The sequence below is a fragment of the Streptomyces sp. NPDC053542 genome (assembly GCF_044544685.1).
Classification (GTDB): Bacteria; Actinomycetota; Actinomycetes; order Streptomycetales; family Streptomycetaceae; genus Streptomyces.
In genome coordinates, this window is record NZ_JBITXL010000003.1 from 383,653 (window position 1) to 408,055 (window position 24,403).

The following is a 24,403-nucleotide window of genomic DNA, read 5'->3' on the forward strand; positions in this document are numbered from 1 at the left end:
CCTCGCCTCGAATACGGGAAACGCACCTGCATCGGCTCAGCCGCGGACCGCTCTGGAGAATTCCAGCGCAGCCCGCGGCTGAGGGTAAAGCTCGTCTGTGACAGGGTTCAGTGAACGCCTGCCACCGCACGCAGCCGGACATCGGCGCGGCGCTCGGCGGCCGCGTCGGCCTCCGACTTCGCCCGCTCCAAGGCCCGCTCTGCGCGCTGGACATCGATCTCGTCCGACAGCTCGGCGATCTCCGCGAGCAGAGAAAGCTTGTTGTCGGCGAACGAGATGAAGCCGCCGTGCACCGCGGCGACGACCGTGCCGTCCCCGCCTTCGCCGGTCGTACGAATCGTCACCGGACCGGACTCCAGCACGCCGAGCAGCGGCTGGTGACCGGGCATGACGCCGATGTCGCCCGACGAGGTGCGCGCGACGACCAGGCTGGCCTCGCCGGACCAGACCTGACGGTCCGCGGCGACCAACTCGACGTGCAGCTCAGCCACGATGGCTCCTCGGGTCTTCACCTGCCGGGTACAGCAGATGTCGGGTCAAATACTAGTGGGCGTCGGGCCCGGGGGCGGCCACGGCCGCCCCCGGATCCGGAAGCCGGGGTCAGGAGACGCCCAGCTCCTTGGCGTTGGCCTTGAGGTCCTCCAGGCCACCGCACATGAAGAACGCCTGCTCGGGGAAGTGGTCGTACTCACCGTCGCAGATCGCGTTGAACGCGGCGATGGACTCGTCCAGCGACACGTCCGAGCCGTCCACACCGGTGAACTGCTTCGCCACGTGGGTGTTCTGCGACAGGAAGCGCTCGACACGACGGGCACGGTGGACAACGAGCTTGTCCTCCTCGCCCAGCTCGTCGATACCGAGGATCGCGATGATGTCCTGCAGGTCCTTGTACTTCTGCAGGATCGTCTTCACGCGCATCGCGCAGTCGTAGTGCTCCTGCGTGATGTACCGCGGGTCCAGGATGCGGGACGTCGAGTCCAGCGGGTCCACCGCCGGGTAGATGCCCTTCTCCGAGATCGGACGCGACAGAACGGTCGTGGCGTCCAGGTGCGCGAAGGTGGTCGCCGGCGCCGGGTCGGTCAGGTCGTCCGCGGGGACGTAGATCGCCTGCATCGAGGTGATCGAGTGACCACGGGTCGAGGTGATGCGCTCCTGCAGGAGGCCCATCTCGTCCGCCAGGTTCGGCTGGTAACCCACCGCGGAGGGCATGCGGCCCAGCAGGGTGGACACCTCGGAACCCGCCTGGGTGTACCGGAAGATGTTGTCGATGAAGAAGAGGACGTCCTGCTTCTGGACGTCACGGAAGTACTCCGCCATCGTCAGACCGGCCAGCGCCACCCGCAGACGGGTGCCCGGCGGCTCGTCCATCTGACCGAAGACCAGGGCGGTCTTGTCGATGACGCCCGAGTCGCTCATTTCCTCGATGAGGTCGTTGCCCTCACGAGTACGCTCACCGACGCCCGCGAACACCGACACACCGTCGTGGTTGTTGGCGACACGGTAGATCATTTCCTGGATCAGAACGGTCTTGCCGACACCGGCACCACCGAACAGACCGATCTTGCCGCCCTTGACGTACGGGGTCAGCAGGTCGATGACCTTGACGCCGGTCTCGAACATCTCGGTCTTGGACTCGAGCTGGTCGAAGCCGGGGGCCTTGCGGTGGATGGGCCAGCGCTCGGTGACCTCGGAAGCCGCCTCGGGCTTGTTGAGGATCTCGCCGAGGGTGTTGAACACCTTGCCCTTGGTGACGTCGCCGACGGGGACGGTGATGCCCGTGCCGGTGTCGGTCACCGCGGCCTGGCGGACCAGACCGTCGGTGGGCTGCATCGAGATCGCGCGGACCAGGCCGTCGCCCAGGTGCTGGGCGACCTCGAGGGTCAGCTTCTTCTTGGCGCCGGCCTCGGCCGGGTCGGCGACCTCGACGGTCAGCGCGTTGTAGATGTCCGGCATCGCGTCGACGGGGAACTCCACGTCGACGACCGGGCCGATGACCCGCGCGACGCGGCCCGTCGCCGTGGCCGTCTCAACAGTGGTGGTCATAGTTGTCAGTCACTCCCCGCGGTCGCGTCGGCCAGTGCGCTCGCGCCACCGACGATCTCGCTGATTTCCTGGGTGATTTCGGCCTGGCGGGCCTGGTTGGCAAGCCGCGAGAGCGACTTGATGAGCTCTTCCGCGTTGTCGGTCGCCGACTTCATCGCGCGCCGGCGGGCGGCGTGCTCGGAGGCGGCGGACTGCAGCAGCGCGTTGTAGATGCGCGACTCGACGTACCGCGGCAGCAGGGCGTCCAGGACGTCCTCCGCCGACGGCTCGAAGTCGAACAGCGGCAGCAGCTCGGCCTTGGACTCGTCCTCATCGTCCTTGGCGGCGTCGAGGCTGAGCGGCAGCAGCCGGTTGTCGACCGGCGTCTGCGTCATCATCGACACGAACTCGGTGAAGACGATGTGGAGCTCGTCCACGCCGCCCTCGGCCGTGTCCTTCTGGACGGCCTCGATCAGCGGCGCGGCGACCGCCTTGGCGTCCGCGTACGTCGGGCTGTCGGTGAAACCGGTCCACGACTCCACGACCTTGCGCTCGCGGAAGGCGTAGTACGACAGACCCTTGCGGCCGACGATGTAGGTGTCGACCTCCTTGCCCTCGGCCTTGAGCCGCTCGGTGAGCTGCTCGGCGGCCTTGATGGCGTTGGAGGAGTAGCCGCCCGCGAGGCCGCGGTCGCTCGTGATGAGCAGGATCGCGGCCCGGGTCGGGTTCTCGGCCTCGGTCGTCAGGGCGTGGTTGGTGTTCGAGCCGGTCGCAACCGCCGTCACCGCGCGGGTCAGTTCACTCGCGTACGGCGTCGATGCCGCCACCTGGCGCTGCGCCTTGACGATGCGCGAGGCGGCGATCATCTCCATCGCCTTGGTGATCTTCTTGGTCGCGGTGACGGAGCGGATGCGACGCTTGTAGACCCGGAGCTGGGCTCCCATGGATCAGGTCCCTTCCGTCGTCACTTGCCGGCGCCCGGAGTGTCCTCACCGAGCAGCTTGCCGTCCGAGGTCTCGAACTGCTGCTTGAAGGTGGCGACCGACTCCGTGAGGGCCTGGATGGTGTCGTCGGACATCTTGCCGCCCTCGACGATGCCGGTGAGCAGTTCCTTCTTCTCGCGGCCCATCCAGTCCAGGAGCTCGCGCTCGAAGCGGCGGATGTCCTCCACCGGGACGTCGTCCATCTTGCCGGTGGTACCGGCCCAGATGGAGACGACCTGCTCCTCGACGGGCATCGGCTGGTACTGACCCTGCTTGAGCAGCTCGACCATGCGCTGACCACGGGCCAGGGACGCCTTGGAGGCCGCGTCCAGGTCGGAACCGAAGGCGGCGAACGCCTCGAGCTCACGGAACTGGGCGAGGTCCACACGGAGGCGGCCGGAGACCTGCTTCATGGCCTTGTGCTGGGCGGAGCCACCGACTCGGGAGACGGAGATACCGACGTTCAGCGCCGGGCGCTGGCCCGCGTTGAACAGGTCGGACTCCAGGAAGCACTGGCCGTCGGTGATGGAGATGACGTTGGTCGGAATGAACGCCGACACGTCGTTCGCCTTGGTCTCGACGATCGGCAGACCGGTCATCGAACCGGCGCCCATGTCGTCCGACAGCTTCGCGCAGCGCTCCAGCAGACGCGAGTGCAGGTAGAAGACGTCGCCCGGGTAAGCCTCACGGCCCGGCGGACGGCGCAGCAGCAGCGACACGGCACGGTAGGCGTCGGCCTGCTTCGACAGGTCGTCGAAGATGATCAGGACGTGCTTGCCCTGGTACATCCAGTGCTGGCCGATGGCCGAACCGGTGTAGGGGGCGAGGTACTTGAAGCCCGCCGGGTCGGACGCCGGAGCCGCGACGATCGTCGTGTACTCCAGGGCGCCGGCCTCCTCCAGGGCGCCGCGCACGGACGCGATGGTGGAGCCCTTCTGGCCGACCGCGACGTAGATGCAGCGGACCTGCTTCTTCGGGTCGCCCGAGCGCCAGTTGTCGCGCTGGTTGATGATGGTGTCGACGGCCAGCGCGGTCTTGCCGGTCTGACGGTCGCCGATGATCAGCTGACGCTGACCGCGGCCGATCGGCACCATCGAGTCGACGGCCTTGTAGCCGGTCTGCATCGGCTCGTGCACCGACTTACGGACCATGACGCCCGGAGCCTGCAGCTCCAGGGCGCGGCGGCCCTCGGACTCGATCTCGCCGAGGCCGTCGATCGGGTTGCCCAGCGGGTCGACGACGCGGCCGAGGTAGCCCTCGCCCACGGCGACCGAGAGCACCTCACCGGTGCGCTGCACCGGCTGGCCCTCCTCGATACCGCTGAACTCGCCGAGGACGACCGCACCGATCTCGCGCTCTTCGAGGTTCAGCGCGAGGCCGAGGGTGCCGTCCTCGAACTTCAGCAGTTCGTTCGCCATCGCCGAGGGAAGTCCCTCGACCTTCGCGATGCCGTCACCGGCCTCGCTGACCGTCCCGACCTCCTCGCGCGAGGCCGCGTCCGGCTTGTACGCCTGGACAAAGTTCTCCAGCGCGTCCCGGATCTCCTCCGGCCGGATCGTGAGCTCCGCCATCTGGGTTCCCTGCTCTCCTTGTTGGGCCCGAAGTCTTGTTGCGGGGCATGGGCTCCCCCGCCGCAGGCAGAGGGCGGGTTCGCCCCCTGTTGCTGTTCCCTGCGTTACGGCCCAACTCGGGCCGCTGCTCATGCTGTTGAGTTGGTTGGCTGCCTCAGCCGGCCATCCGCCGCGACGCCTCTTCCAGGCGCTCGGCGATGGTCCCGTTGATGACCTCGTCACCGATGCGTACCTGCACGCCGCCGAGGACCTCGGGGTCCACGTCGAGGTTGAGGTGGACCCGCCGGCCGTACAGCGAGGCGAGTGCGGCGCCCAGGCGCTGCTTCTGCGTCTCACTGATCGGCACCGCGGAGGTGACCACCGCGACCAGCCGGTCCCGGCGGTGCGCGGCGAGCTTGGACAGGGCGTCCAGCCCTGCCTCCAGGCTACGGCCCCGCGGCTGTGCGACGAGTCGGACGACCAGCCGCTCGGTGACCGCGTTGGCGCGGCCGCCCAGCAGCGAGCGGATCAGCTCGGCCTTGGCCGCGTTGTCCGCCCGGCGGTCGACCAGTGCGGAGCGCAGCTCGGGCGAGGAGGCGACGATCCGGCCGAACCGGAACAGCTCGTCCTCCACGTCGTCGAGCGCGCCGGACCGCTGCGCGGCGACGAGGTCGGCGCTGTACGCCAGCTCCTCGATGCCGTCCACCAGGTCACGCGACTGCGACCAGCGGGAGCGGACCATGCCGGAGACCAGATCGACGGTCTCGCCGCCGACCTGCCCGCCGAGCAGGCGCCCGGCCAGCTCGGCCTTGGCCTCGCCGGACTGCGCCGGGTCGGTGAGGACCCGACGCAGCGACACCTCGCGGTCGAGCAGCGCGGTAACGGCAGCCAGCTCCTCGGCGAGCTTCGCCGCGTCGACGGTCGCGTTGTCCGTCAGCGCGTCGAGACGCTCGCGTGCGGAGGCCAGTGCCTCGCGGCTCGCTCCATTCATCGGCCGGCCTCGGCCTTCGCCGTGTCGGTCGCCGCCTTCGCCTCGAGCTCGTCGAGGAAGCGGTCGATCGTGCGGCTCTGCCGGGCGTGGTCCTCGAGGGACTCACCGACGAGCTTGCCGGCCAGGTCGGTGGCGAGCTTGCCCACGTCCTGACGCAGCGTCTGCGCGGCCTGCTTCCGGTCCGCCTCGATCTGGGCGTGACCGGCGGCGATGATCTCCTCGCGCTGCCGCTGGCCTTCCGCGCGCATCTCGGCGATGAGCGCGGCACCCTGCTCCTGCGCCTCCTGGCGCAGGCGCGCGGCCTCGTGGCGGGCGTCGGCGAGCTGGGCCCGGTAGTCCTCCAGGACCTGCTGGGCCTCGGCCTGCGCGGCCTCCGCCTTCTCCATCCCGCCTTCGATCGCCGCACGGCGCTCGTCCAGAACCTTGTTGATGTTCGGGAGGAGCTTCTTGGCGAGGAAGCCGAAGACGATGAAGAAGGCGACCAGGCCGATGACGAGCTCTGGGATCGGCGGAATGAGGGGGTTCTGGGGAACCTCCACTTCACTCGCCAGGGTGACCAGGGCGTTCACATCAATGCCTTCCGTCTAAGGGGTTCGTCGATGTGGCTCGGTTTACTTGTAAACGAAGCCCATGACGATGCCGATCAGGGCGAGCGCCTCACAGAAGGCGAAACCCATGATCTGGTTGGTGCGGATCAGGCCGGCGGCCTCGGGCTGACGGGCCAGGGCCTGGGTGCCGTTACCGAAGATGATGCCGACGCCGACGCCGGGGCCGATGGCGGCCAGGCCGTAACCGATCGCGCTGGCGCTGCCGGTGAACGCTTCGGCGGAGGCGAGGGTCTGGAGAGCGGACATGCCGGTTCTTCCTTCTCTTTCAAGGACCGGTGGGGGTTGGCCACCGGACGTCTGGTGTGTATCGGGGGAAGCGGGGTGCTCAGTGGTGCTCGGCGAGCGCGCCCTGGACGTAGTTGCAGGCCAGCAGCACGAAGACGTACGCCTGGACGGCCTGGATGAACAGCTCGAAGGCGGTCATCACGATGGTCATCACGAAGGAGGCGCCCGCGTAGACGAAGCCGACGCCGTTCGCCAGGTAGAAGCTGGCGATGGTGAACATCACGATCAGCATGTGGCCCGCGAACATGTTCGCGAAGAGCCGGACCGCGTGGGTGAAGGGCCGGATGATCAGGTTCGAGAAGAACTCAATGACCATCAGCAGCGGCAGCACCGCACCGAGCGACTTGTCGTAGCCGGTGATGTTCTTCCAGCCGCCAACGAAGCCCTGCTTCTTGAAGGTGAGGAACACCCACAGGACCCAGACCATGATGGCGAGTCCGGCGGGGAAGGCGATGACCGATGTCACCGGGAACTGGGCGAGCGGAATGATCGACCAGATGTTCATGACCCACACGAAGAAGAAGAGCGACACCATGAAGGGGACGTACTTCTCGCCCTCCTTCTTGCCGAGCGCGTCGTACACGAGCCCGCGGCGCACGAAGTCGTAGCCCGCTTCGGCGATCATCTGCATCTTGCCCGGCACGACCTTCGCCCGGCCGAAAGCAGCCCAGAAGAACCACACCACGACGACGGTGCTGAGCACGGCCAGCAGCATCGGCTTGTTGAAGTTGAAGCTGCCGATCGAGAAGAGCGGCTCGAAGACGAACGAGTGCAGGCCGGGAGCCTCGAAGCCACACCCTGGAATGAAGAGGTGACACTCGGTGTTAAAGGCGAGCGTATTCATGTCAGCACTCACCGCGAGCTCCTTCAGCGTGGCGCATAGGTACGGCAACCTCGTTGTGTCGGCGCGGCGTTGATCCGCGGAACGGCACTGGACTGGTCTTACGGATTTGGGGGCGGCACTTCGGCACTGGGCCGGTTCGCGTCACAGGCGGGGGCCGCAGGAGAGGGTCGTCCTGCCCCGGGGGACTCGGGAGCCGCGCCGCCTGCGCCAACTGTGCCGCAGATGGCACCGGACGATAGCAGGCTTGCGTGGCTGCGTTTATCCCGGCCCTACGTCTCACGTCGTGGACCCTGCCGTTTCCGCGCGCTTCGCTTCGGCGGTGTCGGGGTCGACATAGAGAATCTTCGCCTTCATGTACCCGCGGGCCTGTGCGGCGATCCACACAAGGGTCGAAGCGAGCAGCGTGAACGCGAATGCCTTGGTGTCGAAAAGGGAGGTGTCCTTGAACGCCATCAGGAAGACCGCGACGAACAGGATCTGCACGGCGTACAGCATGAGCCCCATCATCTGGAACAGCCCGGGGTACTTCCTGGCGGTCTGCTGCAGGACGACGAGGCTGACACCCATCACGAAGAGCACCAGCACCACCCCGAACACGGCACCGATCGCGCCCTTTCCGCCGGCGACCAGCGCACTGACGACGACAGCGAGGGCGCCGACGACAAGCGTGGGGACGAGGGCACGAAGAAACAGGCGAGCGTCATGTGACTGCATGGCGGCGCTCCGGCGGGGTGGGGGCAGATGTGCTCGCGGACGAGCGTAGACCCGGCACGACGGCGAGCTGACGAGCCGAATGGTCTGTCCGACTCGGGACTTACGGCTCTATCACCGGGTCTCGTGAACGGTATCACAAACTATTTGATGAGGTCTTTACCTACTTCGTGTGCTACCTGTCACACGTGAGCAGTACCCCGCGCGTTGGTGCACTGACGGCCGCCGTTTTGTGTGCTATGCGACCGGAATGGTCTGATTTTATGTGTGGCGAACGTAATCTCAAAAAAACAGGTGTGAATTATCCGGAACCCGCGCTTCAGCGCCCGCTGCCGACCCCGCGCCAGTCGCTGAACCGGGACCGGTCGCCGATCGCGGTGGCCCCGTGGATGCCCGCCGGCACCGGCTCCCGCGGCTCCTCCGCCCCGTCCGCCGCGGCGGTCGGACCGGCTTCCGGAGCCGCAGCCGTACCGGCCTGCCGCCGGTAGCGCGGCGGCACCATCCAGTGCGCCCAGCGCGGCGCCCGCGGCCGGAACCGCGGGAGCAGCAGGAGGCCGAGGCCCACGGCGCTCAGCACGACGATGCCCAGGACGATCCAGACGCTGGCGTTGTTCACCGAGTACGCGACCGCGCCGAACGCGATCAGCGCCGACCAGAAGTACATGATCAGCACGGCACGGCTGTGCGAGTGGCCGATCTCCAGCAGCCGGTGGTGCAGGTGGCCGCGGTCGGCCGTGAACGGCGACTGGCCGTTCCAGGTCCGCCGCACGATCGCGAGAACCAGGTCGGCGAAGGGCACCGCGATGATCGTCAGCGGCAGCAGCAGCGGGATGTAGACCGGCACCATCGTGTGCACCGCGAGCCGCTCGGAGCCGGCGAACAGCTGCATCGCGTCCGGGTCCACCTGGCCGGTGACCGAGATCGCACCCGCGGCCAGCACCAGCCCGATCAGCATCGAGCCCGAGTCGCCCATGAAGATCCGCGCCGGGTGCATGTTGTGCGGCAGGAAGCCCAGGCACATGCCCATCAGGATCGCCGCGAAGAGCGAGGCGGGCGCCGCCGCCTCCAGGCCGTAGCCGTACCAGATGCGGTACGCGTACATGAAGAACGCGGCGGCCGCGATGCACACCATGCCGGAGGCGAGCCCGTCCAGGCCGTCGACGAAGTTCACCGCGTTGATGGTGATGACGACCAGCGCGACGGTGAGCAGCGTGCCCTGCATGGGGGTCAGCGAGACCGTGCCGATGCCAGGGACCGGGATCCACAGGATCGTCAGACCCTGCAGGACCATGACGCCCGCGGCGATCATCTGGCCGCCGAGCTTGATGAGCGCGTCCACGCCCCACTTGTCGTCCAGGACGCCGAGGATCCAGATGAGCGCGGCGCCCGAGAGGAGCGCGCGCGGCTCGTTGGAGAACTCGAAGACGCTCTTGATGTTCGTCAGGTGGGCCGCGACCAGCAGTCCCGCGCACAGACCTCCGAACATCGCGATGCCGCCGAGCCGCGGCGTCGGTTCGCGGTGCACGTCGCGGGCGCGGATCTCCGGCATCGCGCCGGCCGCGATCGCGAATTTCCGTACCGGCCCGGTCAGCAGGTAAGTGACCGCGGCCGTGACGCACAGCGTCAGCAGGTATTCACGCACGGGCTGCCCCATTGGTATCGCTGGCCATCACAGCCACACACCATATGCGTGTCCGCCCCCCAGCCGTGAATGTAGGTATGGACGTTCCTCGCGCGTAAGCGGTTCCCGGATTCAGGCGTGCGGGGGATATGGCGGGAAGTGCCGGACCAGTTCCGTGGTCGCGGCACGGACCGCGCCGTCCTCCCGTAGCGCCGCTCCGATCAGCGCGCCGACACGTGCCATCTCGGCTTCCCCCATTCCTTGCGTGGAAACGGCCGCGGTACCGAGGCGGATGCCGGTCCTGCGTACCGAGGCGTCCGCCGGACAGGGCAGCGCACAGGTGTCCAGGACGATCCCGGCCGCGGCCAGCCGGCCGCGCGCCGTCCGCGCGTCCAGGCCCACCGGCGCGGTGTCGGCGGTGATCAGGTGGGTGTCGGTGCCCCCGGTCGTGACCGTCAGCCCCTCCCCCTCCAGCGCCTCGGCGAGCGCCCGCGCGTTGACCGTCACCCGGTGCGCGTACGCCGCGAACGCGGGCGTCGCGGCCTCCCCGAACGCCACCGCCTTCGCCGCCACCGTGTGCATCTGCGCGCCGCCCTGGGTGAACGGGAACACCGCCCGGTCGATCCGCTCGGCGAGGTCCGCGCCGCACAGGATCATGCCGCCGCGCGGGCCGCGCAGGACCTTGTGGGTGGTCGCGCACACCACGTCGGCGTACGGGACCGGATTCGGCGCCGCTCCCCCGGCCACCAGCCCGATCGGGTGCGCGGCGTCCGCGATGAGGTACGCGCCCACCTCGTCGGCGATCTCCCGGAAGGCCGCGTAGTCGATGTGGCGCGGATACGAGATCGAACCGCAGACGATGGCCTTGGGGCGGCGCCGGATCGCCAGCTCCCGGATGCGGTCGTAGTCCAGCAGGCCGGTGTCCGGGTCCACGCCGTACCCGGCGAAGTCGAACCACCGCCCGGAGAAGTTCGCCGGCGAGCCGTGCGTGAGGTGACCGCCGTGCGGCAGCGACATCGCGAGCACGCTGTCCCCGGGGCGCAGCAGGGCCGCGTAGGCGGCCAGTACGGCCGAAGAGCCGCTGTGGGACTGGACGTTGGCGTGCTCGGCGCCGAAGAGGGCCTTGGCGCGCTCCACGGCCGTCCGCTCGGCGAAGTCCACCATTTCGCAGCCGCCGTGGTGGCGGGCGCCGGGATATCCCTCGGCGTACTTGTTGGCGAGCGGGGAGCCCAGCGCCGCGAGGACGGCCGGGGACGTGAAGTTCTCCGCCGCGATCAGCTGGAGGCCCGCCGCCTGCCGGGCGCTCTCGCCGAGCAGCGCCTCGGCGATCTGCGGGTCCTGGGCGCGCAGCTGCTCGAAGCCGGGGCCGCTCCAGGCGCCCGGCGTGCTCGCGTGCGGCGGCCCGTCGCTCTGCTGCCGGGCCGGCCGGGAGTGCGGGGTGGCGCTGCGGGTGGACGCGGGAGTCGCTGGCATCGCTCGCTCCGGGCCTCGTACGGGGACGTACGTCCAATGTAGGCGCGGAACGGCGTCCGGGCGCGGTGTACGGCGTGACGGAGCGGCCGGGCGGGTGTCGGGGACGTCTTACGGCCACGGGGCGGCCACGCGGGCCGTGAGGCGGCTCGGGGACGGTGTGGCGGTTCGGGCGGGCGGGACGGGCTCAGGCGCGCGCGGGGACCCCGGTGAGGGCCGTGACGACCGGGTCGAGGGCCTGGTTGATCTCGTCGCCGATGGAGCGGAAGAACGTGATGGGCGCGCCGTAGGGGTCGTGCACCTCGTCGGCCTCGGCGTTCGGCGCGAGCAGCCAGCCGCGCAGCGCGGCGGCCGCGCCGACCAGGGCGCGGGCACGGGTCACCAGGCCGCCGTCCGGCAGCGCCGGGTCCGGCCCCGGCAGAGTGGCCGGGTCTATGGCCTTCACCAGCCGGTTGAACTCCTTGAGCGTGAAGGTGCGCAGGCCCGCGGAGTGGCCCATGGAGATGACCTGGGCGCGGTGGTCGCGGGTGGCGGTCAGCACCAGGTCGGCTCTGATGACGTGCTCGTCCAGCAGCTCGCGGCCGATGAACCCGTCCGGGTCGGCGCCGTAGTCGGCCAGGACGGTGGCGGCGTGGGTCTCCATCGGGGCGCCCTCGTGGCCCCAGGTGCCGGCGCTCTCCACCACGATCCCGCTGGTCAGCTCGGTACCGAGTCTGCGTTGCAGGCCATGGCGGTGCAGCCGCTCGGTGATCGGCGAGCGGCAGACGTTGCCGGTGCTGACGTGGAGGATGCGGAAGGTGTACTCGTCCTGCGTTCCCGCTATGCCACGCCCCTGCGGGGCCATCAATTGGCCACCTCGAGCTCGGGTACGACCTTGCGGAGCTCGTCGGCGTCGAGGGCGCCGGCCCGCAGCAGGCGCGGGATCTTGCCCGTGACGTCGACGATGGAGGACGGCACGGCGGCAGGGGTGGGCCCGCCGTCCAGGTACACGGAGACGGAGTCCCCCAGCATGTCCTGGGCCGCGTCGCAGTCCTGCGGGGACGGGTGTCCCGTGAGGTTGGCGCTGGAGACGGCCATCGGGCCGAACTCGGTCAGCAGCTCGATGGCCACGGGGTGCAGCGGCATCCGCACGGCCACCGTGCCGCCGGTCTCGCCGAGGTCCCAGGTGAGCGAGGGCTGGTGCCGCGCGACCAGGGTCAGCGCACCCGGCCAGAAGGCGTCCACCAGCTCCCACGCCTGCTCGGAGAAGTCCGTGACCAGGCCGTGCAGCGTGTTCGGCGAGCCGACCAGGACCGGCGAGGGCATGTTCCGGCCGCGGCCCTTGGCCTCCAGCAGGTCGCCGACGGCCTCCGAGTTGAAGGCGTCCGCGCCGATCCCGTAGACGGTGTCGGTCGGCAGCACGACCAGCTCCCCGCGCCGGACCGCCGAGGCGGCCTCGCGCAGGCCGGTCGCGCGGTCGGTCGCGTCGCTGCAGTCGTATCGCCGTGCCATTAGCGGGCCTCCTGGTGCGGAACGGTGGTGGGGGTGGAACGGCGCCCGGCGGCGGCCGGGGCCCGGTCGGGAACTGCGGATACGGTCACGGCGTCGCCCTGCGGGCGGTCGCGAAGCGCGGCCGGTTGTTCAGGTCGGGGTGGTCGGCCGCGTCCGCCCAGCCGCGCTCCTCGGTGAAGATCCACGGCACCTGGCCGCCCTGGGTGTCGGCGTGCTCGATCACGACGACACCGCCGGGCCGCAGCAGGCGGTGTGCCGTGCGCTCGATGCCCCGGATCGTGTCCAGGCCGTCCTCGCCGGAGAAGAGCGCGAGCTCGGGGTCGTGGTCGCGGGCCTCCGGCGCGACGTGCTCCCACTCGGTCAGCGGGATGTACGGCGGATTCGAGACGACCAGGTCGACCTGGCCGTCCAGCTCGGGCAGCGCGGTCAGCGCGTCTCCCTGGTGGAGAACGACGCGGGACCCCTCGACGTTCTTGCGTGTCCACACCAGGGCGTCCTCGGAGAGCTCCACGGCGTGCACGCGCGAGCGCGGCACCTCCTGGGCGAGCGCGAGCGCGATGGCGCCGGAGCCCGTACAGAGGTCGACGATGAGCGGCTCGACGACGTCCATCGCGCGTACCGCGTCTATCGCCCAGCCCACCACGGACTCGGTCTCCGGGCGGGGCACGAACACGCCCGGCCCGACGGCCAGTTCGAGGTACCGGAAGAAGGCGCGCCCGGTGATGTGCTGCAGCGGCTCCCGGGCCTCGCGGCGGGCGATCGCCTCCCAGTACCGGGCGTCGAAGTCCGCGTCCGCCACCATGTGCAGCTGGGACCGCTTCACGCCGTGGACGTGGGCCGCGAGCTCCTCGGCGTCGAAGCGCGGCGAGGGCACGCCCGCGTCGGCCAGCCGCTGGGTCGCCTGGGCCACCTCGGCGAGCAGCACGGACCGGGCCTTGGGCCCGCGGCCGGGCCGCTGAGGGGTGCCGTGTCCCCCGGGAGACTGCTGCACTGGTCCTCCAGCCGGTACGTACTTCGGTCGTGCGGTGAATCGGAGCGGGCGTGCCCGCCCGCCGCCGGTCTTACTGGGCGGCGGCGAGCTTGGCCGCCGAGTCGGCGTCCACGCACGCCTGGATGACCGGGTCGAGCTCGCCGTCGAGCACCTGGTCCAAGTTGTACGCCTTGAAGCCCACCCGGTGGTCCGAGATGCGGTTTTCCGGGAAGTTGTACGTCCGGATGCGCTCGGAGCGGTCGACCGTACGTACCTGGCTGCGGCGGGCGTCCGACGCCTCCCGCTCGGCCTCCTCCTGCGCCGCCGCGAGCAGCCGGGAGCGCAGGATGCGGAGCGCCTGCTCCTTGTTCTGCAGCTGGCTCTTCTCGTTCTGGCAGGAGACGACGATGCCGGTGGGCAGGTGGGTGATGCGCACCGCGGAGTCGGTGGTGTTGACCGACTGGCCGCCGGGGCCCGAGGAGCGGTAGACGTCGATCCGCAGGTCGTTCGGGCCGATCTCGACCTCGACCTCCTCGGCCTCGGGCGTGACGAGCACGCCGGCGGCGGAGGTGTGGATGCGGCCCTGCGACTCGGTCGCCGGCACCCGCTGCACGCGGTGCACGCCGCCCTCGTACTTCAGGCGGGCCCACACGCCCTGGCCGGGCTCGGTCTGCCCCTTGGTCTTCACGGCGACCTGGACGTCCTTGTAGCCGCCGAGGTCGGACTCGTTGGCGTCGAGGATCTCGGTCTTCCAGCCGACCCGCTCTGCGTAGCGCAGGTACATCCGCAGCAGGTCCCCGGCGAACAGCGCGGACTCCTCGCCGCCCTCGCCGGCCTTGACCTCGAGGATGACGTCCTTGTCGTCGCTGGGGTCCCGCGGTACGAGCAGCAGCCGGAGCTTGTCGGTGAGCTCCTCGCGGCGGACCTCGCCCTCCTTCACCTCGTCGGCGAAGTCGGGGTCGTCGGCGGCCAGTTCCCGGGCCGTCTCGATGTCGTCGCCGGTCTGCTTCCAGGCGCGGTACGTGGCGATGATCGGGGTCAGTTCGGCGTACCGCTTGTTGAGCCGCATCGCCTCGCGCTGGTCGGCGTGGACCGCGGGGTCGGCGAGCCGCTTCTCGAGGTCGGCGTGCTCGCCGATCAGTTCCTCGACCGCCTCGAACATCGTGGTGTTCCTCTGCTGGCTGGGATGTACCGGGGGTGCCCGCGGCCGGCGGGCCGGCGGGCCAAGGACGGCAAAACGCCGGTCCGGTCGCCCCTGCGCGAGGGGCGACCGAGAACCGGCGCCTTGTGGGTCGCTACTTCTTGGCGGACCCGGCGTTCTTGCCGAAGCGGGCCTCGAAGCGGGCCACGCGGCCACCGGTGTCGAGGATCTTCTGCTTGCCCGTGTAGAACGGGTGGCACTCGGAGCAGACGTCGGCGCGGATGGCGCCGCCTGCAACGGTGCTACGGGTGGTGAACGAGGCGCCACAGGTGCAGCTGACCTGGGTCTCGACGTACTCCGGGTGGATGTCGCGCTTCAAGGGAATCTCCTATGTATCGGGAGGGCACCGGGTCGTGCTCGCGGGATGCGTCACGTGAACCGGGGCCGACGGTCCAGTTTGCCAGTACTGGCCGCATCTCCCCAAACCGGGGGGCGGCTCCCGATATTCCCGGCCCCGTGCGGGGCCGGGCACCGGAGCCGCCTCCTTCACCGTACGTAGTTGCTCGTACCGCCCTTGTCGCCGGCCGAGTCCTTCAGCGCCGACTCCGGAATCGCCTTGTCGTGCCGGAGCGCCTTCCAGACCTGCTTGTTCGCGGCCTCCAGCGGCAGCACCCGGTTCGGGTTCTGCGGGTCGTAGGTCACCGGCAGCGTGGCCATGTTGATGTGGTCCGAGCCGATACCGCCGACGCTCTTGGCCAGGCCGACCAGCGCGTTCACCGAGTTCAGCTGGGTGTCGGTGGTGATCGCCCTGGTGGCGGTGTCCCCGATGTCGTACAGCTTCGCCGGGTTCGACAGCACGCCGAGCTGCTTGAACTGGTCCATCAGCGCCTTGATGAAGGTCTGCTGCAGCTGGATGCGGCCCAGGTCACTGCCGTCGCCGCCGGGCACGCCGTGCCGGGTGCGGACCAGGCCGAGGGCCTGCTCGCCGTCCAGCTTGTGCGTACCGGGGTCCAGGTCGAGGTGGCTGTCCGGGTCGTGGATGGGCTTCGTCGTGGTGATGTCGACGCCGCCGAGGGCGGTGATCAGCCTCTTGAAGCCGCTGAAGTCCACCTCGACGAAATGGTCCATACGGATGCCGCTCATGGACTCCACCGTCTTGACGGCACAGGCCGGCCCGCCGACCTCGTACGCGGTGTTGAACATGACGTGCTGCGCCGGCGGCGTCTGCTGCCCGCCCTTGGTGCACGAGGGCCGCGAGATCAGGGTGTCCCGCGGGATGCTCACCACGCTGGCCTTCTTGTGGCCCTTGTAGACGTGCACCACCATCGCGGTGTCCGAGCGGGCGCCGCCGCCGTCCGAGCCGTACTTGGCGTTGTCCCCGGCCCGGGAGTCCGAACCGAGCACCAGGATGTCCATCGAGCCGTTGTCGACGTCGTCCGGCCGGTCGCCGCCCAGCGCCGCATTGATGTCGACGCCCTTGAGGTTGCCGTTGAGCTGGTAGTAGACGAATCCGAGCCCCGCGCCGGCCAGCAGCACACAGCTCACCAGCGCGCACAGTGTGATCGCCAGCGCCCTGCGGCGCCTCGTGGGTCCCTTACGCCGGCGGCCGGTGGCGCGTATGCCGTGGGAACGGCTCGCGGCCGTCCGTCCGGCCCTGCTGCTGTCCGCCATCTGCTCCTCAGTCCTCTTGCTCGGCCGGCCTCGCCGTCCCCGGCTGTCACGTCCTCTCACCGGTGGTGGTCTCGCACCCCTTCAGACGGGAGGCATCCGGGAAGGGTTGCACAGACGGCGGGGCGGGCACGGCTGCGCCGGCCGGGCGTGCCGGACGCGCCGTACGGCCGTTCGTACCTCGCTCACCAGGGCATTTGCCCGGTTCGTTGACCGCGCAACGGGACGTATGCGGACTTTAGGTCTGTGCGGAAGGTCTCAAGAGGGCCCCTTCGGGGCGCGTAATGCGTCACATCATTTTCACGGCGGCCGCACGAGGACCGTACGGCGCCGCGGGCGACCGCACGGCGGTACGACGAAGCCCTCCCCGCCACCGGAGTGACGGGGAGGGCTTTCGCTGACGGCGCGCGGCCGCCGGGCGGCGTCAGTCGTTGCCGTTGCCCGGGGTCGGCGTCGTCTTCTGGATCTGCAGCAGGAACTCCGCGTTGGACTTCGTCTGCTTCATCTTGTCCAGCAGCAGCTCGATGGCCTGCTGCTGGTCCAGGGCGTGCAGCACCCGGCGCAGCTTCCACACGACCGCCAGCTCGTCGCTGGACATCAGGATCTCTTCCTTGCGCGTACCGGACGCGTCCACGTCCACCGCGGGGAAGATGCGCTTGTCCGCGAGCTTCCGGTCGAGCTTGAGCTCCATGTTGCCGGTGCCCTTGAACTCCTCGAAGATCACCTCGTCCATCCGCGAGCCGGTCTCGACCAGCGCGGTGGCCAGGATGGTCAGCGAACCGCCGTCCTCGATGTTGCGCGCGGCACCGAAGAAGCGCTTCGGCGGGTACAGCGCGGTCGAGTCGACACCACCGGACAGGATGCGGCCGGAGGCGGGCGCCGCGAGGTTGTACGCGCGGCCCAGACGGGTGATGGAGTCCAGCAGGACGACGACGTCGTGGCCCAGCTCCACCAGGCGCTTCGCACGCTCGATGGCGAGCTCGGCGACGGTGGTGTGGTCCTCGGCCGGGCGGTCGAAGGTCGAGGAGATGACCTCGCCCTTCACCGACCGCTGCATGTCGGTGACCTCTTCCGGACGCTCGTCGACGAGGACGACCATCAGGTGGCACTCGGGGTTGTTGCGGGTGATCGCGTTGGCGACCGCCTGCATGATCATGGTCTTACCGGTCTTCGGCGGGGCCACGATCAGACCGCGCTGGCCCTTGCCGATCGGCGACACGAGGTCGATGATCCGCGTGGTCAGCTGGCCGGCCTCGCCCTCCAGGCGCAGCCGCTCCTGCGGGTACAGGGGCGTCAGCTTGCCGAACTCCGGGCGGCCGCGGCCCTGTTCGGGGGCGACGGAGTTGACGGAGTCCAGGCGCACCAGCGCGTTGAACTTCTCGCGGCGCTCGCCCTCGCGGGGCTGGCGGACCGCACCGGTGACGTGGTCACCCTTGCGGAGGCCGTTCTTGCGGACCTGCGCGAGCGAGACGTACACGTCGTTCGGACCGGGCAGGTAGCCGGAGGTCCGGATGAACGCGTAGTTGTCCAGGATGTCCAGGATGCCCGCGACGGGGATCAGGACGTCGTCCTCGGCGACCTGCGGCTCGGCACCGAAGTCGTCGCGGCCACGGCGGCCACGGCGGTCCCGGTAACGGCCCCGGCGGCCGCGCCGGCCACCGCTCTCGTCGTCGAAGTCGTCCTGGCGGCCGCCCTGCTGGCGGTTGCCGCCGCCCTGCTGGCCCTGGCCCTGGCCCTGCTGGCCGCCGTCGTTGCCGTCGTTGTTCTTGCGGCGGTCGCGGCCGCCGCGGCGGTCGCCCTTCTGACGGTCCTGACGGTCCCCGCGGTCCTGGCGGTCACCGCGGTCCGGACGGCCCTCGCCGCCCTTGCGGCCCTCGCCCTCCTGCCCGGACCCGTCCTTCTGACCGTCCTTGACCTCGGTCTTCGGCTCGGCCTTGGCCTCACCGGCGGCAGACTCGGGGCTCCCGGCAGCGGCGGTGGCGCGGCGCCGGCGGCGCTCGCCGGCCGGCTGCTCGTCGCCGGCGCCCTGGCCGGGGATCTCGATCTGCTGCTGGCCCGCGGTGTCCGCGGCCTGCCCCGCCTTGTCGGCCTTCTCGGCCTTGGCGGGCTTCTCGGCGGGCTTCTCGGCCGCCGCGTCGCCGGTGCGGGCCTTGGAGGTGGCCCGGCGCTTCGGCTTGGTCTCTGCGGGCGCGTCGGCGGGGGCCTCGGCGGCCTTGGCCGCACCGGCTCCGCCGGCGGCCTGCTTCTCCTTGATGACCTCGATGAGCTGGCTCTTGCGCATCCGCGCGGTGCCCTTGATGCCGAGGCCGGAAGCTACCTGCTGCAGCTCGGCCAGGACCATGCCCTCGAGGCCGGTGCCGGAACGGCGTCGCCGCGAGGCACCAGTGGCGGCCCCGGTGGCAGGCGCGGCGGGAGCGTCCGTGGCGGGCGCTGCGGCACTGCCATCGGTGCGTACGCCCATCAGATCGGTGGTGTCGCTCACGAAGGGTCCTTCCCTGGAGCGGGCGTCGGCCTGTCTGGCTCGGCGACCGGTTGTGCTGTCCGACCGCGGTCCCTCGACGTTCACGGACCGGGCCGGGGCGGTGGTCCCGCCGAATTCGGCGGAGAGATCAGTTCATGATTCCGACGCGAAAGATGCTGCGCATTGATGCAGGTCACGCTTCATGCACATCACGCCGATTCCGGAGCGTGCTCGCTTCTGCTTTAGGCCCTCGCTCCAAGCAGGTTGGGAGGCTCCCGGAAGAAAAGTGGTCCCGACTGGGGACGCGAAGCACCTCGCCGCTGCGGCGTCGGGTACTCACTTGAGGTTAACACTACCGGATCCAACAAACATTCCCCCTCTCTCAGACCGGCAATCCGTCGGTCACCCCGCGAGCGGCAGGACGCTCGTCCCCGCCGCGTCGAGGGACAGCCGGTTGGCCGCCCATCCCTCGCCCGCCAGGCGCGCGACCTTGTCGGCCGCTCCCTCCTCCACCAGCGCGAGCACCGTCGGGCCCGCGCCGGAGACGACCGCGGGGACACCGTCCGCACGCAGTCGGTTCACCAGGGCGATGCTCTCCGGCATGGCCGGCGCGCGGTACTCCTGGTGAAGTCGGTCCTCGGTCGCCGCCAGCAGCAGCTCGGGGCGCCTGGTCAGGGCCTCGACGAGCAGCGCTGCGCGACCGGCGTTCGCCGCCGCGTCCCCGTGCGGCACGGTGCGCGGCAGCAGGCCGCGCGCGGTCTCGGTGAGCACCGGCTTGCCGGGCACGAAAACCACCGGAACGACGGAACGGGCGGGCTCCATCCTGATGGCACGCGCCGCACCGGCGTCCATCCAGGACAGCGTGAATCCGCCGAGCAGACAGGCGGCGACGTTGTCGGGGTGGCCCTCGATCTCGGTGGCCAGTTCCAGCAGCGCGGCGTCGTCGAGCTTCTGCTCGCCGCCTATCGTCACCGCCCGGGCGGCGACGATGCCGGCGCAGATGGCCGCCGAGGAGGAGCCCAGGCCCCGGCCGTGCGGGATGCGGTTGGCGCACACGACCTCGAGACCGCGCGGCTGCCCGCCGAGCAGGTCGAACGCGGTACGGAGGGACCGTACGAGCAGGTGGCTCTCGTCGCGCGGCAGGGTCTCGGCACCCTCACCGGCGATGTCAATGTGCAGTCCGGAGTCGGCGACGCGTACTACGACGTCGTCGTACAGACCCAGGGACAGGCCGAGGGCGTCGAAGCCGGGACCGAGATTGGCGCTGGTGGCGGGGGTGCGCACCCGGACGGCGGCGGCGCGGAACGCTGGACCGGCCATCGCTCGATGACTCTCCTTGATGTGAAACTGCGGTACTGCCCCTGAGTGCCGCGGTACCGAGGCACCTGATCGGCTCATGGGGTCCGTTCTGACCTGCCCCGCGCACCACTGCACTATGCCGCGGGGAGGGGAGTTGGCTGCCAGCCTATCGAAGGAAGGTTCAGTGGCGACATAGGGCGCACGGGAGGCGCACGATGCGTGTCGCGCGCCCTCTCATGCCACACCACTCACTTTGCAGCCTTTGCAGGGTTTGCCCTGTGGGGCGGAACGGGACCGGTGCGACAGCCGCGCCGGTCCCGCGGAACCCGTTCCGACCGGCTCTTTCCGGCCGAATTTTTGTCCTGGACCCGGTGGGCCCGGACGCCCGGCCTACGCCAGGCCGAGGCGCTCCGCCGCGGCGTCCGCGTCGACCGGGACCGTCACCGGCTGCGGCGCGCCGGCCACCGCCCAGTCCGGGTCCTTCAGGCCGTTGCCGGTCACCGTGCAGACGATCTTCTGGCCCGGGTCGACCTTGCCCTCCTCGGCGGCCTTGAGCAGACCGGCCACCGAAGCGGCCGAGGCCGGCTCCACGAAGACGCCCTCCTGCGAGGCCAGCAGCCGGTAGGCGGCCAGGATCTGACGGTCGGTCACCTCGTCGATGGCGCCGCCCGACTCGTCCCGCGCGGCCTCCGCGAAGGACCAGGAGGCCGGGTTGCCGATGCGGATCGCGGTGGCGATCGTGCTCGGGTCCTTGACCACCTCGCCGCGCACGATCGGCGCGCTGCCGGACGCCTGGAAGCCCCACATCCGCGGAGTGCGGCCGGCGATGCCGTCCGCCGCGTACTCCTTGTAGCCCTTCCAGTAAGCGGTGATGTTGCCGGCGTTGCCGACCGGCAGCACGTGGATGTCGGGCGCGTCGCCCAGCATGTCCACGATCTCGAACGCCGCGGTCTTCTGACCCTCGATGCGCACCGGGTTCACAGAGTTCACAAGTGCGACCGGGTACTTCTCCGAGAGACCGCGGGCGAGCGTCAGACAGTCGTCGAAATTCCCGTCGACCTGGAGAATCTTCGCCCCGTGCACCAGGGCCTGGCCCATCTTGCCCAGCGCGATCTTGCCCTGCGGGACGAGAACGGCGCTGACCATGCGGGCCCGCACGGCGTACGCGGCGGCGGAGGCCGAAGTGTTGCCGGTGGAGGCGCAGATGACGGCCTGCGCGCCCTCCTCCTTGGCCCGGGTGATGGCCATCGTCATGCCGCGGTCCTTGAAGGAACCGGTGGGGTTGGCACCCTCGACCTTGAGGTGCACCTCACAGCCGGTGCGCTCGGAGAGCACCTGCGCCGGCACCAGCGGCGTACCGCCCTCGCGCAGCGTGACGACCTCGGTCGTGTCCTTGACCGGCAGGCGGTCGCGGTACTCCTCGATGATGCCGCGCCACTGATGAGTGGTACCGGCGCTCGTATTGGCAGACATGGGTTCCTTTACTCCCCTTCGACCCGCATGATGCTGGCGACGTCCCGGACGGTGTCCAGCTTGCGCAGGGCCTCGACGGTCGAGGACAGCGCGGCGTCGGCGGCGCGGTGGGTGACGACGACGAGGGACGCCTCGCCGTCCTTGCCCTGCTGGCGCACCGTATCGATCGATACGCCGTGCTCAGCGAAGACCATGGCGACCTGGGCCAGGACGCCGGGTTTGTCGGCCACATCGAGGCTGATGTGGTAGCGGGTGACGACCTCACCCATGGGGCTGACCGGCAGCTGCGTGTACGCGGACTCGCCGGGCCCGGTGGCCTCGCTGAGCTTGTTGCGGCACACGGCGACCAGGTCGCCGAGGACCGCCGAGGCGGTCGGCGCGCCGCCCGCGCCCGGGCCGTAGAACATCAGCTGCCCGGCGGCCTCGGACTCCACGAAGACGGCGTTGTACGCCTCGCGGACGGAGGCCAGCGGGTGGCTCAGCGGGATCATCGCCGGATGAACCCGCGCGGTGACCGACTCGCCGTCCGCGGCGCGCTCGCAGATCGCGAGCAGCTTGACCGTGCAGCCCATGCGCTTGGCGGAGGCGATGTCGGCCGCGGTGACCTCGGTGATGCCCTCGCGGTGCACGTCGTCGATGGTCACGCGGGTGTGGAAGGCGATACCGGCGAGGATCGCGGCCTTCGCGGCCGCGTCAAAACCCTCGACGTCGGCGGTCGGGTCGGCCTCGGCGTATCCGAGGGCCGTGGCCTCATCGAGCGCCTCGCTGTACCCGGCGCCGCTGGTGTCCATCTTGTCGAGGATGAAGTTGGTCGTGCCGTTCACGATGCCGAGCACCCGGTTGACCTTGTCCCCGGCCAGCGACTCGCGCAACGGCCTGACCAGCGGAATCGCGCCCGCCACCGCCGCCTCGTAGTACAGGTCGGCGCCGTGCTCCTCGGCGGCCGCGTGCAGCGCGGCACCGTCCGCGGCGACCAGCGCCTTGTTCGCGGAAACGACGCTCGCGCCCTGCTCGAAGGCGGTCGTGATCAGCTTCCGGGCCGGCTCGATACCGCCGATGACCTCGATGACGACGTCAATGTCGCCGCGCTTGACCAGCGCGGTCGCGTCGGTGGTGATCAGCTCGGCCGGCACGCCCTCGCGCACCCGGTCGGGACGGCGCACCGCGATGCCCGCGAGCTCCACGGGCGCGCCGATGCGCGCGGCGAGGTCGTCCGCGTGCGTCGTCATGATGCGCGTCACCTCTGAGCCGACCACACCACAGCCCAGGAGCGCCACCTTCAGCGGACGCGTACGCATCATTCGACCTCTGCTCTTCCTCGATATGACCACGTCGGCCATTTCCGTGTTCGCAATGGACCAGTCTCATGCACCGGACGGGAATTCCTATCCCTCGTCCAGATGCCGAGACATCTATTTCACTTATCCGACATCGAGCCGCAGGAGATCTTCCTCCGTCTCGCGCCGGACGATCACCCGGGCCTCGCCCTGGCTCACCGCCACGACCGGCGGCCGCAGCGCGTGGTTGTAGTTGCTGGCCATCGACCGGCAGTACGCACCGGTCGCGGGCACCGCCAGCAGGTCACCCGGCGCGAGGTCCGACGGCAGGAACGCGTCCCGCACGACGATGTCACCGCTCTCGCAGTGCTTGCCGACCACCCGCGAGAGCATCGGCGCGGCGTCCGAGCGCCGCGAGACCAGCGCCACGCTGTACTCCGCGTCGTACAGCGCGGTACGGATATTGTCCGACATCCCGCCGTCGACGCTCACATACGTGCGCAGCCCCTCGAGCTCCTTGACCGTGCCGACCTCGTACAGCGTGAACGCCGTCGGCCCCACGATGGCGCGCCCGGGCTCGACGGACAGCCGCGGCACGCGCAGCCCCGCCGCCTCGCACTCATGGCGGACGATCTCCCCGAGCGCCTTGGCGATCTCGTGCGGCTCCCGGGGGTCGTCGTCCGGCGTGTACGCGATGCCGAGCCCGCCGCCCAGGTCGATCTCCGGCAGCTCGACCCCGTGCTCCTCGCGCACGTCGGCCAGCAGCTGGACGACACGCCGCGCGGAGACCTCGAACCCGGCCATGTCGAAGATCTGCGACCCGATGTGCGAGTGAATGCCGGTGAGCTCCAGCCCGTCCAGCTTCAGCACCCGGCGCACGGCCTCGGCGGCCTGCCCGTCGGCCAGCGCGATCCCGAACTTCTGGTCCTCGTGCGCGGTCGCGATGAACTCGTGCGTATGCGCCTCGACGCCCACGGTCACCCGGATCTGCACGGGCTGCGTCCTGCCCAGCTGCTGAGCGATGTGCGCGACCCGGGCGATCTCCTGGAACGAATCCAGCACGATCCGCCCGACCCCCGCCTCGACGGCACGGGTGATCTCTTCGGTGCTCTTGTTGTTGCCGTGCAGCGCGATCCGCTCGGCGGGCATCCCGGCCGCCAGCGCGGTGGCCAGCTCACCCCCGGAACAGACGTCGAGGTTCATCCCCTCTTCGTACAGCCACCGCACGATCGCCCGCGACAGGAACGCCTTCCCGGCGTAGAAGACATCGGCCGTCTCCCCGAAGGCGTCCTTCCAGGCCCGGCACCGCGCCCGGAAGTCGTCCTCATCGAGGAAGTAAGCAGGAGTACCGAACTCGTCCTTCAGATCGGCGACGGAAATGCCGCCGACGGAGACGACACCGTCTTCGTCGCGGCGCACCGTACGGGACCAGACCCGGGGGTCGAGGCTGTTCAGGTCGGCGGGCGGTGCGGTGTAGTGGCCCTCGGGCAGTACGTCGGCGTGACGGGGCCCTGCGGGGTGCGCGGAACGGCTCATGA

The 24,403-nt window shown here is 70.0% G+C and carries 22 protein-coding genes; all 22 read right to left on the reverse strand.

All coding sequences use genetic code 11. The features are described 5' to 3' along the window. Positions 1-107: 107 nt before the first annotated feature. Entirely contained in the window at positions 108-491 is a 384-nt protein-coding gene (locus ACIGXO_RS09605) for a F0F1 ATP synthase subunit epsilon (protein ID WP_223735126.1), read from the reverse strand. A gap of 109 nt (positions 492-600) precedes the next feature. Then, complete coding sequence (gene atpD, locus ACIGXO_RS09610) at positions 601-2,043, reverse strand: F0F1 ATP synthase subunit beta (RefSeq protein WP_399782774.1); 1,443 nt, start codon at positions 2,041-2,043, stop codon at positions 601-603. A gap of 5 nt (positions 2,044-2,048) precedes the next feature. Beyond that, a complete protein-coding gene (locus tag ACIGXO_RS09615; RefSeq protein WP_399782777.1) occupies positions 2,049-2,966 on the reverse strand; it encodes a F0F1 ATP synthase subunit gamma in 918 nt (305 codons plus the stop codon). 20 nt (positions 2,967-2,986) lie between these two features. Next, a complete protein-coding gene (atpA, locus tag ACIGXO_RS09620; RefSeq protein ID WP_399782780.1) occupies positions 2,987-4,576 on the reverse strand; it encodes a F0F1 ATP synthase subunit alpha in 1,590 nt (529 codons plus the stop codon). A 154-nt stretch (positions 4,577-4,730) separates the two neighbouring features. After that, positions 4,731-5,546, reverse strand: a complete 816-nt coding sequence (locus tag ACIGXO_RS09625; RefSeq protein WP_399782783.1) for a F0F1 ATP synthase subunit delta — start codon at positions 5,544-5,546, stop codon at positions 4,731-4,733. Then, positions 5,543-6,115: a F0F1 ATP synthase subunit B gene (locus ACIGXO_RS09630; RefSeq protein WP_031051823.1), complete on the reverse strand. Its 573-nt coding sequence runs from the start codon at positions 6,113-6,115 to the stop codon at positions 5,543-5,545. Before ACIGXO_RS09630 ends, ACIGXO_RS09625 begins: the two co-directional genes overlap by 4 nt. A 42-nt stretch (positions 6,116-6,157) precedes the next feature. Then, positions 6,158-6,400 carry an ATP synthase F0 subunit C gene (gene atpE / locus ACIGXO_RS09635; protein ID WP_030258535.1) on the reverse strand — a complete coding sequence of 81 codons (243 nt, stop codon included), beginning with the start codon at positions 6,398-6,400 and terminating at the stop codon, positions 6,158-6,160. Positions 6,401-6,479: 79 nt separating this feature from the next. Beyond that, a complete protein-coding gene (atpB, locus tag ACIGXO_RS09640; protein WP_399782787.1) occupies positions 6,480-7,295 on the reverse strand; it encodes a F0F1 ATP synthase subunit A in 816 nt (271 codons plus the stop codon). A gap of 264 nt (positions 7,296-7,559) precedes the next feature. Beyond that, complete coding sequence (locus ACIGXO_RS09645) at positions 7,560-7,997, reverse strand: hypothetical protein (protein ID WP_399782790.1); 438 nt, start codon at positions 7,995-7,997, stop codon at positions 7,560-7,562. A 316-nt stretch (positions 7,998-8,313) separates the two neighbouring features. Beyond that, positions 8,314-9,648: an MraY family glycosyltransferase gene (locus ACIGXO_RS09650; protein WP_399782793.1), complete on the reverse strand. Its 1,335-nt coding sequence runs from the start codon at positions 9,646-9,648 to the stop codon at positions 8,314-8,316. Between the two features lie 99 nt (positions 9,649-9,747). Continuing rightward, positions 9,748-11,088 carry a serine hydroxymethyltransferase gene (gene glyA, locus ACIGXO_RS09655; protein ID WP_399782796.1) on the reverse strand — a complete coding sequence of 447 codons (1,341 nt, stop codon included), beginning with the start codon at positions 11,086-11,088 and terminating at the stop codon, positions 9,748-9,750. Positions 11,089-11,272: 184 nt separating this feature from the next. Continuing rightward, a complete protein-coding gene (locus tag ACIGXO_RS09660) occupies positions 11,273-11,932 on the reverse strand; it encodes a protein-tyrosine-phosphatase (RefSeq protein ID WP_399782799.1) in 660 nt (219 codons plus the stop codon). Further along, positions 11,929-12,576 carry an L-threonylcarbamoyladenylate synthase gene (locus tag ACIGXO_RS09665; RefSeq protein WP_030258559.1) on the reverse strand — a complete coding sequence of 216 codons (648 nt, stop codon included), beginning with the start codon at positions 12,574-12,576 and terminating at the stop codon, positions 11,929-11,931. Before ACIGXO_RS09665 ends, ACIGXO_RS09660 begins: the two co-directional genes overlap by 4 nt. A gap of 85 nt (positions 12,577-12,661) precedes the next feature. Next, positions 12,662-13,501, reverse strand: coding sequence for a peptide chain release factor N(5)-glutamine methyltransferase (gene prmC / locus ACIGXO_RS09670; RefSeq protein ID WP_399783824.1), 840 nt, complete (start codon positions 13,499-13,501; stop codon positions 12,662-12,664). Positions 13,502-13,637: 136 nt separating this feature from the next. Continuing rightward, complete coding sequence (gene prfA / locus ACIGXO_RS09675; protein ID WP_399782803.1) at positions 13,638-14,708, reverse strand: peptide chain release factor 1; 1,071 nt, start codon at positions 14,706-14,708, stop codon at positions 13,638-13,640. 133 nt (positions 14,709-14,841) lie between these two features. Continuing rightward, on the reverse strand, positions 14,842-15,066 hold the full coding sequence (gene rpmE / locus ACIGXO_RS09680; RefSeq protein WP_399782806.1) for a 50S ribosomal protein L31: 225 nt from the start codon (positions 15,064-15,066) through the stop codon (positions 14,842-14,844). Positions 15,067-15,233: 167 nt separating this feature from the next. Further along, a complete protein-coding gene (locus ACIGXO_RS09685; RefSeq protein ID WP_399782809.1) occupies positions 15,234-16,358 on the reverse strand; it encodes an LCP family protein in 1,125 nt (374 codons plus the stop codon). A gap of 421 nt (positions 16,359-16,779) precedes the next feature. Further along, positions 16,780-18,837 carry a transcription termination factor Rho gene (rho, locus tag ACIGXO_RS09690; protein ID WP_399782812.1) on the reverse strand — a complete coding sequence of 686 codons (2,058 nt, stop codon included), beginning with the start codon at positions 18,835-18,837 and terminating at the stop codon, positions 16,780-16,782. A 381-nt stretch (positions 18,838-19,218) separates the two neighbouring features. Beyond that, a complete protein-coding gene (gene thrB, locus ACIGXO_RS09695; protein ID WP_031051838.1) occupies positions 19,219-20,136 on the reverse strand; it encodes a homoserine kinase in 918 nt (305 codons plus the stop codon). Positions 20,137-20,505: 369 nt separating this feature from the next. Continuing rightward, positions 20,506-21,588, reverse strand: coding sequence for a threonine synthase (thrC, locus tag ACIGXO_RS09700; RefSeq protein ID WP_399782815.1), 1,083 nt, complete (start codon positions 21,586-21,588; stop codon positions 20,506-20,508). 8 nt (positions 21,589-21,596) lie between these two features. Continuing rightward, entirely contained in the window at positions 21,597-22,889 is a 1,293-nt protein-coding gene (locus ACIGXO_RS09705; protein WP_399782818.1) for a homoserine dehydrogenase, read from the reverse strand. Positions 22,890-23,009: 120 nt separating this feature from the next. Then, a complete protein-coding gene (gene lysA / locus ACIGXO_RS09710; protein ID WP_399782820.1) occupies positions 23,010-24,401 on the reverse strand; it encodes a diaminopimelate decarboxylase in 1,392 nt (463 codons plus the stop codon). Between the last annotated feature and the right edge of the window lie 2 nt (positions 24,402-24,403).

What these genes read in the sequence shown, in the direction of transcription:
- ACIGXO_RS09685 (WP_399782809.1), bottom strand. Translation starts at nt 16,358, where the DNA reads ATGGCGGACAGCAGCAGGGCCGGACGGACGGCCGCGAGCCGTTCCCAC.
- atpD (WP_399782774.1), bottom strand. Translation starts at nt 2,043, where the DNA reads ATGACCACCACTGTTGAGACGGCCACGGCGACGGGCCGCGTCGCGCGG.
- thrC (WP_399782815.1), bottom strand. Translation starts at nt 21,588, where the DNA reads ATGTCTGCCAATACGAGCGCCGGTACCACTCATCAGTGGCGCGGCATC.
- ACIGXO_RS09625 (WP_399782783.1), bottom strand. Translation starts at nt 5,546, where the DNA reads ATGAATGGAGCGAGCCGCGAGGCACTGGCCTCCGCACGCGAGCGTCTC.
- atpE (WP_030258535.1), bottom strand. Translation starts at nt 6,400, where the DNA reads ATGTCCGCTCTCCAGACCCTCGCCTCCGCCGAAGCGTTCACCGGCAGC.
- thrB (WP_031051838.1), bottom strand. Translation starts at nt 20,136, where the DNA reads ATGGCCGGTCCAGCGTTCCGCGCCGCCGCCGTCCGGGTGCGCACCCCC.
- ACIGXO_RS09665 (WP_030258559.1), bottom strand. Translation starts at nt 12,576, where the DNA reads ATGGCACGGCGATACGACTGCAGCGACGCGACCGACCGCGCGACCGGC.
- ACIGXO_RS09645 (WP_399782790.1), bottom strand. Translation starts at nt 7,997, where the DNA reads ATGCAGTCACATGACGCTCGCCTGTTTCTTCGTGCCCTCGTCCCCACG.
- lysA (WP_399782820.1), bottom strand. Translation starts at nt 24,401, where the DNA reads ATGAGCCGTTCCGCGCACCCCGCAGGGCCCCGTCACGCCGACGTACTG.
- ACIGXO_RS09650 (WP_399782793.1), bottom strand. Translation starts at nt 9,648, where the DNA reads ATGGGGCAGCCCGTGCGTGAATACCTGCTGACGCTGTGCGTCACGGCC.
- atpA (WP_399782780.1), bottom strand. Translation starts at nt 4,576, where the DNA reads ATGGCGGAGCTCACGATCCGGCCGGAGGAGATCCGGGACGCGCTGGAG.
- ACIGXO_RS09615 (WP_399782777.1), bottom strand. Translation starts at nt 2,966, where the DNA reads ATGGGAGCCCAGCTCCGGGTCTACAAGCGTCGCATCCGCTCCGTCACC.
- prfA (WP_399782803.1), bottom strand. Translation starts at nt 14,708, where the DNA reads ATGTTCGAGGCGGTCGAGGAACTGATCGGCGAGCACGCCGACCTCGAG.
- ACIGXO_RS09705 (WP_399782818.1), bottom strand. Translation starts at nt 22,889, where the DNA reads ATGATGCGTACGCGTCCGCTGAAGGTGGCGCTCCTGGGCTGTGGTGTG.
- glyA (WP_399782796.1), bottom strand. Translation starts at nt 11,088, where the DNA reads ATGCCAGCGACTCCCGCGTCCACCCGCAGCGCCACCCCGCACTCCCGG.